The sequence below is a fragment of the Neomoorella stamsii genome, from assembly GCF_002995805.1.
GTDB classification, from domain to species: domain Bacteria; phylum Bacillota; class DSM-521; order Neomoorellales; family Neomoorellaceae; genus Neomoorella; species Neomoorella stamsii.
Map to the genome: position 1 here is coordinate 1 of NZ_PVXL01000022.1, position 16,204 is coordinate 16,204.

The following is a 16,204-nucleotide window of genomic DNA, read 5'->3' on the forward strand; positions in this document are numbered from 1 at the left end:
CGTAACAGAATATTAGCTTTTCTACTGGTTGCCTTAAGCGCCGCACCAATTTGGCTATCGCTTCGGGTTCATTGGGGATGTTACCCAGGTTTTCTGCTTCTTCACGTCCTGCTTTGGCAATGGCTACTATGTCTATATTTATATTCAAAATGGGCTCCACCGTTTATCATCATTAAAGTGGTTAATTAATACGCATCGTAGTATCCAAATCAAAGAAATGGATCCTTTCTTTCTTAAAATGCAACCATACACGCTGGTTAATGTCAAATCGCACATCTGGATCAGTCTCTATTTTTAGGCGCTCAGAAGAGACAGTTACTGTAATGATCATCTTCTCACCCAAGGGTTCCATTATATAAACATTGGCCTCAATACCATAGTCAGGTTGAGGATTGACTGAGATTAATATGTCACTGGGACGTATACCTATCTTCAGCCTATCCTTATTGTATCTTTCTAGCAATTTAGCGTCAGTGCTCGAAACATCTATTTTAGAACCGTTTACAAACAATACGGGATGACCATCTTCCGACTTTATTATACATTCGAGGAAGTTCATGGGAGGGGTGCCAATAAAACCTGCAACAAATTCATTCTTAGGATGATAGTAAAGCTCATCAGGAGTTCCAAGTTGTTGTAAAACTCCTTCATGGATAACCAAAATACGGTCAGCCATAGCCATAGCTTCCAACTGATCGTGGGTAACAAGAATTGTGGTATTACCCAACTCTCGATGGATACGCTTAATTTCCCGCCGCAAGTGAACACGCATGCCACTATCCACATGGGAAAGGGGCTCATCCATAATGGTTAGTTCAGGTCTGCGTACTAAAGCTCTACCAATTGACACTCTTTGTTTTTGCCCACTAGATAGTTCCGCTGGCAGTTTATTCAGCTGATCAATTATACCCAGGACCTCGGCTATCTCCCTAACCCTTTTATCAACCTTCTCCGGGGACATCTTTCTGATTCTAAGAGGATATGCCAAATTATCATAAACACAGAGGTTTGGATAAAGACCAAAATTCTCAAAGGACATAGCTATATTTCTTTCCTGCGGGGAAAGATCGGTTACTAATCGATCGTTAATATAAATTTCACCTTTTGTAACCCGCTCCAAGCCGGCAATCAACCGTAAAGTTGAGGATTTACCACTTCCAGAAGGACCAAGAATTGCTAAAAACTCCCTGTCATCAACTGTAAAGGAAAGATCTTTTACAGCATGGACCCTGCCTAGGTAAACTTTATTAACATTATTAAATCTTAATGTACCCAAGTACACTCACCTTCCATTTTATATAAGCCTCGTTCCAGTGTTCGTGTCAAAAAGGTGAATTTTATCAGAATTAACCTCGAGCCCCATCATATCACCTAAACTAACCTTTACATTACTACTTGTTTTGACTGTAAAAGAAACACTGCCACATTGAAATACAATGAGTATATTCTCCGAGTCGAGAGGTTCTTTTTCGCAGACTTTTAGTTTCCCTTGCCTGGTCAGTTTTACGTCATGAGGCCTCACCCCAACAAGAAGGCGTTTATCCTTAGCCGCTACATCCTGGATAAAACTCCTTAGAGGAGCCGTAAAGAAATTGGTTCTAACAGCAAGTTTACCTTCCTCATTACGGAGAAGTTCCCCTTCAATTATGTTCATCGGGGGGTCCCCCACACTGGTGGCAACGAAAGTATTAGCAGGCTTCGTATAAATGTCATTTGGAGTACCAACCTGCTGTAAAACCCCTTCCTTTAGTATTGCTACTTTGTCTGCCATAGCTAGAGCTTCAATATAGTCGTGGGTTACATAGATAGTGGTATACCCATTATCAATATGCCATCGCTTAAGTTCACCACGAAGGTAGTGACGCAACTTGGCATCAAGGTGAGCTAAGGGCTCATCCATTAGAGTAACCCTGGCTGTTCTGACCAGAGCTCGGCCCAATGATACTCTTTGCCTTTGGCCACCAGAAAGCTGTGATGGCTTTCGTTCAAGTAAATGCCCAATCTCCAACATATCGGCTACTTTTCGGATTCGCTCTTTAATTTCAGTTGTGCTCAACTTTTCCTTTCTTGCAGGTGATTTTAAGGGGAAGGCCAAATTGTCATAAACATTCATGTGTGGATAAAGGGCATAGTTCTCAAACACCATCGCAATGTCTCGCTCGTGGACAGGAACATTATTGAAAGTCTGACCGTCAATTAACAGTAAGCCTTCAGTTATGTTCTCGAGACCGGCGACCATTTTTAGTATCGAGGTCTTACCCGCACCAGAAGGCCCAAAAATTGTTACAAATTCATTATCTTGGCATTATAAGTCAAGATTGTTTACTGCTAGACATTTGCCATAGACTTTAGTAACACCCTTGAGCACGACATGTGCCATTTTTTACCCTCCAATCGTTCACCTTGCGCCACCAAAGAATAAACCACCTGCGAGGTATTTGTTTAGTGCAATGGTCACAATCACAGGGGGGATAATGGCAATTGTTCCTATAGCTGAGATCGTCCACCATAGCGGTTCCTGCTGCGTATTCATACCTGCAATCAAGACTGACAGAGTTTGCGTACGTTGCATAGTGAAAAAAAGAGCACCAAGAAATTCATTCCAGGCAAATACAAAGGAGAGAAGAAAGACTGCAGCCAGACCTGATTTGGCCGATGGCAAAACTATTTTAAAAAACTGTTGTAGGCGCGTATATCCGTCTACCGCTGCTGCCTGCTCGATTTCTACTGGGATACTCACAAAAAAGTCCTTTAGAAGGAAAACGATTAAGGGTACGTTCATCCAAGTGTAAAGGATGATCATCCCCATTGCGGTGTCTAGAAGTCCTATTGTACGAAATAAGTAGTAAAGACCAAGAATTGATACAATAGGTGGCATCATTCGTTGCGAAACAACGAAGAAAAGAACATCCTCGCTGGTCTTCATCCACAGAAACTTATACTTGTAGCGCGCCAACCCGTAAGCAGCAAGCGAACCAATCACCAGACCAAACAGTGAACTACAAAAGGCAAACAAGAAACTGTTTCTCAGGGCAAGTAATGAGTTCCTTAGACCAGGGCCAAAAATCCATTTCCACCCAATATAGGATACATGATAATCTATCCCAGGGAAAAAGTAAAAACCACTATAAATGTCTTTAGGCGACTTAAGGGAAGTAATGATCATCCAATAAATCGGAAACAATGTCCAGAGCAAAAATATTAGTATAAGAATATACCTTCCTATTAGAGCGCCTAATTTTCTTCTCTCCACAATAATATTCTCCTCCTTTAAAAATTAGTGGGAACTATTAGCGGTATGAGTGACTTCTTTACCAAATTAATTATCGACTGAAAGGATCACTCTATACAAAAAAATTGTCTTAATTTATATGACGGGTTACGCTTTTATCTTATTTTCCAATTTCAGCAGTATATATTTTCCTGCGCCCTATATATTTTCGTGCCATTCCTAAAAAAAGCATCGACATAATTAATACAACTAAAAGAAGAAAAATACTTATACTGGCTGCATAACCCAGATTAAAGGTTTTTGTACCTGTCAAATAAGCATATTGAGTAAGAGGTAAGCTGGAAATTCCGGGACCACCACCAGTTGTAATATACGGAATGTCAAAAACCTTAAAGCCCTCTATCATCTTAATTAAAATAGTTGCCACCGCTGCTGGACTAACCATGGGGAACATGATGTCCCAAAAAATACGCCAACTTGAAGCTCCATCGACTCTTGCCGATTCAAAAGGTTCACGCGGCAGGGAAACAATTGCCGACAACATCATCACGAAGACCAGAGGTGTCCACTCCCATATATCCACTATGATAATGGACAATAAGGACACTTTCGGGCTGGTAATCCAGCTAATTGTAGGTAACCCAAACATTTTCAAGAAGAATGTGATAGGCCCTAACTGCTCATTAAACATCATCTTCCACATAAAACTGACAGCAACTGGCGATAGAAGTAATGGTAAGAGGAATAATATTCTTAGCAATTTTTGGCCTCGAACCACACTGCTAACAAGCATTGCAATTATAAACCCTAACACAAATTCTATAGTGGTTGTGAAAATGACGAACTCTACGGTATTAAGTAATGTTAACCAAAAATCAGGGCTCGTTAGCATCGTCTTGAAGTTGTCTATCCCCACAAAAATTAATTGCCTTCCTCGGATCCTGGAAACGCTCATAATAAGAGTATAAAAGAGGGGCACTAAGGTTAAGGCTATAATCAAGAAAATAGCGGGTGCAATAAAAATAATCTTGGGCCAGTCGACATGAGTTGTCTTGCTACTCGCTTTCTCCTTATCAATATATTCCATGGCGGCTACGTCTTTTTGCACATTACTATCTCCGGCTTTCATTTATTATCCCCCATCCTTATTCGTAACTTCCTGCAAAACCTAAAAAACTTCAATTTCAAGAGATTTTGCCCGTTATTTAAGCAAGGTTTCTCCTTGATCGGGCCAAAATTCCACTTATGGCTAAAAAAGTCGAAAAACGAGTTCTGTGCCCCCGCCATAACGCTTAAGTCTGCCACGGCAGCCATAGAGGCGAAAATAATGTATACTATTGCTTACTTTGCTTATAATTACACCACAGCTATCCTCACTAACGACTTTCATCATAGACCTGTTATCTGTGGGTTAAAGAATTGACATTGGATAGGGGTTTCTTTTGATTAAAGAACGTTAGTTTTGCAAGCGCCTATATCTTAATGCATTTAATCTCCTAAACTAGGTAGCGTACGCCACATCCTAGTGGCGCCGCTACCTGCACTACTATAACCCGATATAAACCCACTTACTTAAGACCGTTCTGTTCTCGATAAAGCTTTTTCTGGATGTCTAGCCCAACCTCTTGGGTAATCTGCTTCCATTCGTTATAGCAAGTATCGAGGGCTTGCTGCGGTTTGAGTTGGCCTGAAATTGCTTTTTGCATATTGCGGTCCAACGCCTCAATATAGCGACCAGTAAACAGAATACCGAGATCACGGGTGGTTGTCGGTTGGGTAAACGCTGCGCGTATAGTATCTAAGTACTCCTTCGCGTTTACGTACTTAATCGGTGCCTCTTCCCACCCTTTAACGTTCTCAAAATGACTCTTGCGATAAGGATTACGCGCGCTAGCCGGTGTAATAACAGCTTTGAAAGAATTCTCCTTGGTATCTAACCAATCGGCAAAACTGAAAGCTGCTTCCGGATATTTGGAGGTGGAGGTCACCGCAGCGACCCAGCCCCCCCAGGCTAAGAAAGGATTGTACTGCACTTCAGAATGCTTGACCCACTGTTTTGTCTTAATGTTATACAGTTCGTAGCTACCGGGCGAGAGCGCCGTCCCGAACTTGCCCTTGATTACCGACTTCGCCGGATCGTTAGCAAGTTGACCAGGATCAGACCATTCCACCAACAGAGCAGACTGACCGGCTGCAAAGTAACCTCGAACCTCACCACCGCCGTAAGTGAGTACATCAGGCGGAGCATAATTCTTAACATCTACATACTCTGTCAAGGCACGAACCCAAGCCGGATTGTTCACCTGTGGCTCCATAGTATCGGGGTCGAAAAACAGAGAACCGGGGACCGCTTTTACATCTGTGTAACTTAGAGCACGATTTACCAACATATACACACTAGTGTCGCTCGGTTTCATAGCCTCAAGTGCACCATAATGTGTCTTGCCATCGCCAACCCAATCCCAACCATTAAAGAACTTACCGATATCAGCGTATTCCTTCCACGTTTTTGGTACACGCAAATCATATCCGTACTTTTCCTTAAACTTCTTTTGATATTCGGGGTTCTCAAGAGCGTCTTTGCGATAGAACATCATATGGTTATCTCCATCGAGAGGGATAGCATACGGCTTGCCATCAAACATGCACAAAGCTTGTTGACTTGGTACTACATCATCCCAGTCACTTTTTTTATCCCAATATTTGTCTAACGGAATTATATAGCCGTTTACGGCGAAGTCTGCCATCCAAGGACTAGCGCAAACCACAATATCAAAAGCATTAACCCCACTAGTAAAGGCGCTAACGAGTTTCTGGTATAATTCACCAAAGGGGAATTCGACAACTTCTACCTTACCTCCGGTTTTCTTTTCCCATTCGGGGATAAACATACGTACACCCTCACCAGCAAAGGAGCCGACTCCAACCCTCAGAGTAATTCCTTTAAAGGGCAGATCCTTATTTGCCCCTTGCTGTTGGCTGGAGGTAGGCGCTTCGGTTTTACTTCCACATGCAACCAGGGTAAAGCTCATAATTATCAGGATAACTATGGCTAATAAACAATACACCAGTTGCCTCTTCCTGAATGGTTTCACTATATACCCCTCCTTTAATAATATTGATGCGTTGCAACATATTCCTGAAATCCGTTGAGGTCCAAGTATTTTGGAGTTTCAAGAGATTACCCCTCTCCCTAGGGAGAATATTATTGGTTACCGTATCTACATCTTGCAGAAGAGAGTAACCATGCCCCGCAGAACTGAACAATTAACAATCCTTCAACAGTTCCTAGACCCGTAAGAGTGGCCACCAGCAAGTCTCTGGGGTAAGTGTGCTAACCACGATTACAAGTATCAGATTCAACCATATAGGCCCTAACTAGATATGAACTTTATACCCCCTTTCTGGCCGGGCTATTGGAAGTTTACAAGATTAGAGCTTCCTACAGCCCGCATCGTTGCTCAGGTAGGTATAATAAGATTCTCCTTGCTACTATAAAATTGATCTCCTCGGCGGAGAGTGTAAGAGGCCTTACAGACACTAGAATAACACAATTTTATTATCATAATCTTAGCCTCTTCATAGTTATTCCCATTTGTATCTTTCCGAAGACTGTAGCATCATTATTATCTCGTTTACAGCGCTAACTGGTTACGGACATAAAATGAGGAGTGCTATTACCAAACATCATCTCCTGAAAAACTTTTTATTTAGAGTTTACGACCTACTGTTTCGCCGTCAAATATAGCTTGCTCGATCATCCTTGGTGCAAGGCAATCTCCCACACGATAAAGTTCAGACACTTTACCTTTCAGGGCAAAGTATAGCTCATCATGAGAGCGGTTGTGAATTACATAGATAAAGGTGTCGTACGGACCAATCTCTGTTTCCGTACCAGAGTACAGGTTTTTAATGGTAGCGATATTACCTTTAATTGCGGTTACGGCATGAAACGGAGTCATTACAACATTGCTATTAGGCATTAACCTTTGATAAAGCATAACCCGGTTGCTAGGCTCCAAATTTGCACCAAATAAATCCAATGGTGTAACCACCTTAATATGCTTGCCCTCAGAAGCTAGCATCTCTACCATTCCTGCCGCTTTCCAATGCCCGTTAATGTCTATAATCATAACCTGATTTCCAATTTTACCTAAATGTTTAAAAGCAGTGTAGATATCCATTACATTCTCTTGTTCAGCCCCATTGATATTTAACTTGGCAGAAGATGAACCTGTGGCTACTACTACCGCATCAGGATTTTGGGCCAGAACGTAATCAACTGTAGCTTCTATATTTTGCCTGACTTCCACTCCAAGCCGCTTAATCTCTTTCTCTAAATGCGAGGTTACCTCAATTAACTCACTCCGAGATGGGTATTTACTAGCCAGCAACACCTGGCCCCCGAGTTCTGCACTTTTTTCCACCAGAATAATACGATGCCCTCTTTTAGCCGCAATCTCGCTCGTTTTTAATCCTGCTACACCGCCGCCAACAACAAGAACCTTTTTCTTCTTTTCTGCTGGCTTTAAAGTGCCAATACCAAGAGTTTTTTCCCGACCAGCGGCTGGGTTTTGAATGCAACGAAGAGGCTTATCATACATTACTTGATAAATACAACCGTCGTTGCAAGCGACGCAATGGCGGATTTCCTCCTCGCGACCCTCACGAGCTTTGTTGGGTAGTTCAGGATCGCATATTAGCGGCCTAGCCATACCAATTAAGTCGGCATGACCGTCAGCAAGTATCTTCTCAGCTTGCACCGGGTCATTAATCCGTCCAAAGGCCACAACCGGTAGCTTAATGGTTTCCTTCAGAGCCGCCGCCATATATACAGCAAAACCCGGAGGTACGGCCATCGGCGGAATTTCCATATAAAAGCTAGAGAATGTGCCCGCGTCGGTATTAATATAGGCTACTAGGCCACTCTCTTCAAAGGTCTTGGCAATTTTCAGTCCATAGTCCAAATTATAACCCCACGGGGTGAATTCATCCAGGCACAGGCGAATGCCCACTGGGAAATCGGGGCCGCATGCCTCCCTGATGGCGCCTAGCACCTCTAGGGGAAACCGCATGCGATTTTCAAACGAACCACCATACTCGTCTTTCCGGCGGTTAAAAAACTCGGACACAAACGGGCGTAACAACCCGTCGTGAGCAACCTTAATTTCCACCCCGTCAAAACCAGCCTTTTTAAAGTTATAGGCGGTCTTGGCAAATCCTACAATAATCTCTTTTATATCCTCAATTTCAACTTCTTTTGTATTTACCTGACTGGAAGGCTCGGGCATCTGTGTTGGAGCATACAGAATTTGAGGTGACTTATATAAGGTTGTATGCCCGGCATGGGTTATCTGACCAAACATTTTACAATCATATTTGTGGACCTGCTCGGCATATTTGGCTAACATGGGGACAATGGCTGGATCCCATCCATGAAGGTAACGGTCAGACATTTTGCCTTCAGGGGTGCAGGCGATACCGTACGTAATCACCAGTCCTACTCCCCCCTTAGCGCGCTCGGTGTAATAAAGCATATGTCGCTCATTAGGAGTTCCATCTTCGTTGGTCATAGCTTCATTATGCGGTTGAAACACAATCCTGTTTTTTAACGTCACCTTGCCAATGCTGAATGGGGTAAAAAGATACTTATACTGACTCATTTGCCACACCTCCTAGTAGCTGGCCGGCAGAAGCCTTCTCTAATTATGAAAGTATAACAAATTTAGTGCCTCGGTACTTATATGGGATTAACCGTTTGTTCGCCTCTTGATTATGGTTTTCTTCTTCAATTTCTTTCTACCAGCAGGCTTTCTTAATGCAGAACGCTAACTAAATCTTAAATCATTACGTAAATGCTTTGCCTATCTCCAATTTCCGGCGAGTTGCCCCCTCGGAGTTCATATAAAGGTGGCACGCCTTCTTCAAATTGTAAGCCAAGATACCAATATTTTAAGGCTTTTCGTTCTTGGAAGCTCCAATACACCGGTGGGTAGCCAATGCCTGTATGTGGTGGTTACATCATCTTACAACAATGTTTCGTCGTTAGGATTATTGCTCTCACGCACTATTAGCCAGCGATCCCTATTTTTCTGTTTCTTGCATTTTGTTTGTATTAACTTCATTGCAGAGTTTTCAATTTGCTATATGGAATCAGCTTTGAGATTAATGTGAGATCTAAATCCTCTCGTTGTTATGAACCCGCACCTCGAAACTCGGGTGATAGAGATCCTTAAAAAAGCCTGAGCATATACTCTAAGATGCTGTATCAGCCTCTCGTGGCTTAAACTCTCACGTTCTTAAGCAGTATTCTTCTAAAATTCCCTCAAAGTGTACAGAGATTAGATTACAAATGAGTCATGGCTTAATAAGACCCTTCAAGACCTTTCATATATTCTATTGCCTTTCGAGCAACACTATCTGGATCATTACGCCGATCAAATCCAATCTCAAAACTAAGCCATCCATCATACTCAATATCCCTTAGTGCCTGTAAAAACGGCTTAAAGTCAGCTCGTCCACTACCTGGTGGGAGACGATCAGTATCCGAAACATGAATATGAGCCAAATTCTTATCCATACGATATACATAATCAGAAATTACTTCATTTCGATATAAAACATGGTAGGTATCAAACATTACTTTAACATTTGGTAAAGATACTTCTTCCATTAATTCTAAAGCATCATCCGCTGTTTCAATTAGATTGCTGTCAGCCGGTGTGGGTTCAACGACTATTGTTATTTCTTCTTCAGAAGCTGCTTTTGCAACTTTATAAAGTGATTCAGCACTCCAAGAAAATGCATCCTTCCTTCTGGTTCCAAAAATCTGCCATCCACCTACCCAAATAACTATTTTACCACCCCACTCAGCGCAAAGCCGAACTACATCAATATAATAAGCAATAGCATCATTACGTTCTTCGGGATATGGTGAAGCTACATTAACTCCTTGTCCACCACCCGGAGCAGGTAACATTGCTGAAACTTCCATATTACTATCTTTTAAAACTTTAGAGATTAATTTTCGACGTTCCGAATCTAGGTATCTAGGATAAGCATGGGGTGCTGCAGCACCAATTTCAATCCCTTGATAACCCATTCTGGCCAATCGTCTGATTACTTCCTCTATTGGATATGCTGGAAGCCATGTGGGAAAGCTACTATAGACCCATGTATTAAAAGAATATTTCATTTCTCCCCTTCCTCCTCCCTAAAAGATTTCGCCCACACTTCTCAATAAGTTTGCTTTCAACATTCTACTAAGTGAAATAAACCCTTACTCACCCTCTCCATTAACATCTTTTTACCGTAGTAACCATCATCACCTTCCTTTCTCAAATATTTACCTTATTCCGCGCGCAACACTTATACCCACATGAAGCGCGAATTACTAATTCATGCTCTAAAACTATTTGCCTTCGAATAATTGGTGTCCCCTTAATTATTTTAAGTAACATCTCCATAGCCTGAGTACCAATCTCATACTTTGGCTGTGCAATCGTTGTCAGTTCTGGCTCCACAAGGGTACATAAGGGAATATCATCAAAACCAATCACTGCTACATCGTCAGGAACACGCATTCCTTTATGTTTAATTGCCTTAATAGCCCCCACAGCCATTTCGTCATTGGAAGCAAACACTGCTGTAGGCGGCGGATTTACCGCTAGAAATTTCATCATAATGTCATACCCTGATTTTACGGAAAAATCTCCTTCTTGGATTAAAGCTTCTTCAATAGGAATTTCATGAAGCAATAATGCTTGACGATAGCCTTTTAGTCTATCCCTGCTAAGAATAACCCCCAGTGGTCCAGTAATAAATCCAATTCTTTGGTGTCCTAGATTTATAAGATGTTCTGTAGCCTGGCGGGCAGCGCTGATATTATCTATAGAAACAGTAGGTATATCATAACCCTCTACATACTCGCAGGCTAAAACTACCGGCATTTCCTGGCTAATAGCCAATATCTCTTCTTTTCGGATTCTCGCCGTGGCTAAAATCAACCCATCAACAAATCTCTCTCTAACAAGATCTATGAAATCCTTTTCAAGTTTAAGGCTATTACCCGTATCTCCAAGAAGAACGTGATAGCCATTTTCCCGGGCTACATCTTCAAGCCCTTGAAGTATTTTAGAGAAAAAAGGATTAGTGATATCAGGTAAAACCACTACTACTGTTTTAGATGACATTTTTCGAAGGTTACTGGCCAATCTATTGGGTTTATACTCTAGAAGTTTAACCGCTTCCAGAACCCTTTGCCGTGTCTCTTCGGAAACGTAAGGACTATTGGACAATACCCTGGATACTGTGGATGGTGAAACCCGCGCCAGTTTAGCAACCTCAATCATTTTTACCATAAAGCATCTGAAATCCTTTTCTCGACATAATTATGTATATCTCAGCGATATCCCTGCAATCGATTTTAATAGACTTATTCGACGTGTTTTATTAAATTCCTGCTGCTTCATAAAAAAATTTTTTCTTTCACACTACAAAATTAATATGACTATTTTGTTAGGCACCAGTTAACTAAGGCAGTAAAAAAGCCGCCCGATAGGCGGCCTATTACAATTTTGGCGGCTTAGGATTTCAATCGCTTCCAGGACGTCTGGCGGCTTAGGTATATGGACCTGCCAGCAGGCAAGGTCCCTGATGATTGGAAAGCAACCGTCGTACATTAAAGAGCGACCGGAGGTTTAACCAAAGCGGCCGGTTATATAGTCTTCGGTCCGCTGGTCCCTGGGGTTGGTGAAGATATCCGAAGTGACACCATACTCTATCAGCTGGCCGTTAAGAAAAAAGGCGGTATAATCGGCTACCCGCGCAGCCTGGTGCATATTATGAGTTACAATTACAATTGTATACTTTTCTTTCAGGCCTTTAATCAATTCTTCTATTTTCAGGGTGGAAACAGGGTCCAGGGCCGAGCACGGTTCATCCATGAGCAGGACTTCCGGTTCCACGGCCAGGGCCCTGGCGATGCACAGGCGCTGCTGCTGGCCCCCCGACAGGCTGACGCCTGAATGCTGGAGCCGGTCCGCAACCTCGTCCCATAGCCCTACCATTTTCAGGCTTTTCTCCACCACTTCCTCAGCGGTAGTCCCGGGAGGCAGGCCGTGCACCCGCAATCCCGCCGCTACATTATCAAAGATTGACATGGTAGGAAAGGGGTTGGGTTTCTGAAAGACCATGCCCACCCGCCGGCGGATTTCAGCCGGATCGACTTTATCGTCATAGATGTTCTGGCCGTCCAGAAGTACCCTGCCCCTGGTGCGGGTTCCCGGAATTAACTCATGCAAGCGATTCAGGCAGCGAATAAAGGTAGACTTCCCGCATCCCGAGGGCCCTATAATGGCGGTCACCTGGCTGGCATATACCGGCAGGGTAACGCTTTTTACCGCCTGGGTCTGGCCATACCAGGCGCTGAAATCCTCCACCAGTAACCTGGTATCCATATTCTAACTACCTCCCTCCACCGACCCTGCGACCTGCCAGCCGGGCGGCGATGCTGGTCACCAGGACCATGGCCACCAGCACCAGGGCAGCTCCCCAGGCCAGCCGGTGCATTTCCTCGTAGGGAGTGGTGGCATAAGTGTATATATATACCGGCAGGGAGGCAATACGCTGGTCCAGGCCGGAGTACCAGTAGCGGCTGTTGAGGGCCGTAAACAAGAGGGGCGCTGTTTCCCCGGCAACTCTGGCGACCGCCAATAAAGAACCGGTGATGATCCCGCCCATAGCGCTGCGCAGGACAATGCTGTAGGTGGTGCGCCACTGGGAGGCCCCCAGGGCCAGGGAGGCCTCGCGCAGGCTGTTGGGCACCAGTTTAAGCATTTCTTCCGTCGTCCTAGTTACCAGGGGCAGCATAATTATGGCCAGGGCCACCCCGCCGGCAATGGCGGAAAAACGTTTCATGGCCAGGACAATGGTACCGTAAACGACGATGCCCACGATGATCGAAGGTATACCCGTCATCACGTCACAGGTGAACCGTACCAGCCAGGCCAGCCGTCCCCGGCCAAACTCCGCTAGGTAGATACCTGTCAGGATACCCAGGGGAATCCCCATTATAGAGGCTAGTCCAACTAAAATTAAGGTACCAACGATGGCATTGGCCAGGCCGCCGCCGGGTTCTCCTACAGGTTTAGGAAGCTGGGTAAAGAAGTCCCAGTTGAGGGCCAGCAGGCCTTTGGTGGCTACATAAAGCAGAATGCTGCCCAGGGGGAGGAGGGCCAGTACGGTGGCAGCTACGGCCAGCACAAACATCAGCTTGTTGCTAAACTTGCGCCGCTGATCGCGCCCGGCAATCATTCCCTGGTCACCCCTTCCGGTACCCTGGCCACACGCCAGACCAGCAGGCGGGCCAGGATATTCAATAACAGGGTAACGACGAAGAGGACCAGCCCCGCCATCACCAGGGCCGACAGGTGCAGTTCGTCAAAGGCCTCGCTGAACTCATTGGCGATAATACTGGCAATGGTCTGGGCCAGTTCGAAAACCGACGGGGAAATCTGCGGCCGGTTGCCGATGACCATCGTCACGGCCATGGTCTCGCCGATGGCTCGTCCCAGCCCGAGAATCACGGCACCCAGGATCCCTGAACGGCCATAAGGAAGGACAGCCATCTTTATCGTCTCCCAGCGGGTGGCACCTAAAGCCAGCATAGCTTCCCGCTGGGAGTTAGGCACAGCCAGCAAAACTTCCCGGGAAACTGCGGAAATAGTAGGGATAATCATGATGGCCAAGATAATGCCGGCCGCCAGCATGCCGAAACCATAATAAGTGCCTTGAAAAAAGGGCAGCCAGCCCAGCGTTTTTTGCAAAAATGGCTCTAAGGCTGTCCGTACCCAGGGTACCAGGACAAATATGCCCCATAAGCCGTAGACAACGCTGGGGATGGCTGCTAGGAGTTCGACCAGGAAGGAAACGGGAGTGCGCACCCAGTGGGGGGCCAGTTCAGCGAGGTAAATAGCAATTCCCAGGCTCAAGGGTACAGCAATGAGCAGGGCAATTAAGGAGGAGACTATTGTGCCGTAAACCAAAGGTAAAGACCCAAAGGCGCCGTGGACCGGGTCCCACCTGGAACCGGTAACGAACCCCAGCCCAAAGCGCGTAAAAGCGAGCTGGGATCCTCTAATTAATTGTACGGCAATAACCGTCATCAGGCCTATCATTCCCAGGGCCGCCAGGAAGGTAAGGCCGCGAAAGAGACTGTCTCCCCACCGCCTGCTTTTAGGGCTTGGCATTTGCATTTATAATCCTCCGCCAACTTTCTAGATAATACCATTGGAGACCCCATGTAAATAATGTTGATATTCGCTGTTTGCCGTCTGAATTCCTCTAAATTAAACATGTTGCCAGGGTAAATTCTTTCCGCAAGCAAAGATAGGGGAAATCATGAGCCAGGCTCATGAATTCCCCTGCTGCCTGTTCTCCAGGGTGTCATTACTTATAAAGGGATTCACCCTTGTAATTGATCTGCTTGATCCTGGCTTCCGCCAGTTTCACGACGTTGTCGGGCAGCGGCGCATAGAGCAGGTCTTTGGCGAACTTTTCCCCATCATGAATAGCCCACCACAGGAACTTAACCAGTTCCGTACCCTTATCCCTGTCCATCTGGTCTTTATACACCAGCAGGTAGGTATAACCAGCAATGGGGTAGGCGTTTTCCCCGGGAGCATTGACGATGGAAACCCGCATATCTTCGGGCATATTGGCAGCAGCTCCGGCGGCAGCGGCAGTCGTGGTATCCAGGGTGGGCTCAACAAATTTACCGGCCTGATTTTTAATGAAAGCGTAAGGCAGCTGGTTCTGCACGGCATAGGCGAGTTCTACATAACCAATCCCGCCCGGCGTCTGCTTAACGGTACCGGCCACGCCTTCATTACCCTTGGCACCAATGCCAACAGGCCATTCGACGGAAGTACCTTTACCTACTTTTTCCTGCCATTCCTTGCTGATGCTGCTCAGGTAATCGGTGAAAATGTTGGTGGTACCGCTGCCATCCGAGCGATGGACGACAGTGATCTCTTGATCAGGTAGCTTGACATCCGGGTTGATGGAAGTTATAGCCGGGTCATTCCATTTTTTAATATTGCCTAAATAGATACCGCTTATAACTTCCGGGGTCAGCTTGAGGACCGTCTTAACGCCTTCCAGATTGTAAGTAATTACGACGGCACCCATAACCGTGGGAATGTGGAAGAGCTGTCCCGGCGCCCTGGCCAGCTGTTCGTCCTTCATGGGGGCGTCACTACCGGCGAAATCAACCGTTTCCTCGGTAATACCCTTGATGCCGCCCCCGCTGCCGATGGACTGGTAGTCGATGGTTACATTGGGAGCCACCTTGCGATACTCGGCAATCCACTTGCTGTAAAGGGGGTAGGGGAAAGACGCACCGGCACCATTCAAGGCTACGGTTTGAGCCTTGCCGTCGCTGCTACCCGCCGGCCCTTTGCCGGTTTCACCGCTCTTGCCGCAAGCGGTTACCAACATCAGCAATGCCAGCGCCATTACCAGCACAACTACCCGCTTGCTTTTCTTCGCCACTTAAAATTCTCCTCCTGATATGGAAGGGCCTTGTCAAGCCCCTCCGAAATTTTTTTGCGAAACCTGTTTTAGGGACAGAAATATCCCTCTACTGCTCAAGGCAGCAATCAAAGTTGGACGTCTACGGATTTTAACTCTTTCCGCCCGGCTCTGGCAGCCCCATCCTGGGCGGGGAGCAAGCCTGTCAAGGGCCGCGTAGCGGGCCGCAGGCTTTACCCTTGACTGGCGCAGCGACCCGCCCTATAATGCAAAAGCTGCCGAGCGGATTGCGCTTTATTTTTCTTGTTTTGTTCTCCCACCCCTCATCCAGGGTGCAGGGGGCAATAGGTGGGTTGGGCTTAATCGACGGTTGCTCAACCTGATATGCGTGGATTGGCTACCACAAGACGTTTATGCGTCGGGAGCTGCCCCGGTCTATAA

Annotated in this window: 11 protein-coding genes and 1 pseudogene; all 12 read right to left on the bottom strand. The window is 45.5% G+C overall.

What is annotated here, in order from left to right; translation table 11 throughout:
* Positions 1–181: 181 nt before the first annotated feature.
* Positions 182–1,276 carry an ABC transporter ATP-binding protein gene (locus MOST_RS03145; RefSeq protein ID WP_054935814.1) on the bottom strand — a complete coding sequence of 365 codons (1,095 nt, stop codon included), beginning with the start codon at positions 1,274–1,276 and terminating at the stop codon, positions 182–184.
* An 18-nt stretch (positions 1,277–1,294) separates the two neighbouring features.
* Positions 1,295–2,290: pseudogene (locus MOST_RS03150) on the bottom strand (ABC transporter ATP-binding protein); the annotation flags it as partial.
* A gap of 108 nt (positions 2,291–2,398) precedes the next feature.
* Positions 2,399–3,253 (bottom strand): carbohydrate ABC transporter permease, encoded by an 855-nt coding sequence (locus MOST_RS03155; protein WP_054935816.1) that lies wholly within the window; start codon positions 3,251–3,253, stop codon positions 2,399–2,401.
* A 139-nt stretch (positions 3,254–3,392) separates the two neighbouring features.
* Complete coding sequence (locus MOST_RS03160; RefSeq protein ID WP_054935817.1) at positions 3,393–4,361, bottom strand: carbohydrate ABC transporter permease; 969 nt, start codon at positions 4,359–4,361, stop codon at positions 3,393–3,395.
* 439 nt (positions 4,362–4,800) lie between these two features.
* Entirely contained in the window at positions 4,801–6,327 is a 1,527-nt protein-coding gene (locus MOST_RS03165) for an ABC transporter substrate-binding protein (RefSeq protein WP_054935818.1), read from the bottom strand.
* 615 nt (positions 6,328–6,942) lie between these two features.
* The gene (locus MOST_RS03170) at positions 6,943–8,895 is read right to left on the bottom strand and encodes an oxidoreductase (protein ID WP_054935819.1); all 1,953 of its coding nucleotides are present in this window, start codon (positions 8,893–8,895) and stop codon (positions 6,943–6,945) included.
* A 701-nt stretch (positions 8,896–9,596) separates the two neighbouring features.
* Positions 9,597–10,427: a sugar phosphate isomerase/epimerase family protein gene (locus MOST_RS03175; RefSeq protein WP_054935820.1), complete on the bottom strand. Its 831-nt coding sequence runs from the start codon at positions 10,425–10,427 to the stop codon at positions 9,597–9,599.
* A gap of 142 nt (positions 10,428–10,569) precedes the next feature.
* The gene (locus MOST_RS03180; RefSeq protein ID WP_054935821.1) at positions 10,570–11,592 is read right to left on the bottom strand and encodes a LacI family DNA-binding transcriptional regulator; all 1,023 of its coding nucleotides are present in this window, start codon (positions 11,590–11,592) and stop codon (positions 10,570–10,572) included.
* 339 nt (positions 11,593–11,931) lie between these two features.
* Entirely contained in the window at positions 11,932–12,690 is a 759-nt protein-coding gene (gene pstB / locus MOST_RS03185) for a phosphate ABC transporter ATP-binding protein PstB (protein WP_054935822.1), read from the bottom strand.
* A gap of 7 nt (positions 12,691–12,697) precedes the next feature.
* Positions 12,698–13,546, bottom strand: a complete 849-nt coding sequence (gene pstA / locus MOST_RS03190) for a phosphate ABC transporter permease PstA (RefSeq protein ID WP_054935823.1) — start codon at positions 13,544–13,546, stop codon at positions 12,698–12,700.
* The gene (pstC, locus tag MOST_RS03195; RefSeq protein ID WP_054935824.1) at positions 13,543–14,487 is read right to left on the bottom strand and encodes a phosphate ABC transporter permease subunit PstC; all 945 of its coding nucleotides are present in this window, start codon (positions 14,485–14,487) and stop codon (positions 13,543–13,545) included. Before pstC ends, pstA begins: the two co-directional genes overlap by 4 nt.
* 193 nt (positions 14,488–14,680) lie before the next feature.
* The gene (gene pstS / locus MOST_RS03200) at positions 14,681–15,784 is read right to left on the bottom strand and encodes a phosphate ABC transporter substrate-binding protein PstS (RefSeq protein ID WP_054935825.1); all 1,104 of its coding nucleotides are present in this window, start codon (positions 15,782–15,784) and stop codon (positions 14,681–14,683) included.
* Positions 15,785–16,204 lie beyond the last annotated feature (420 nt).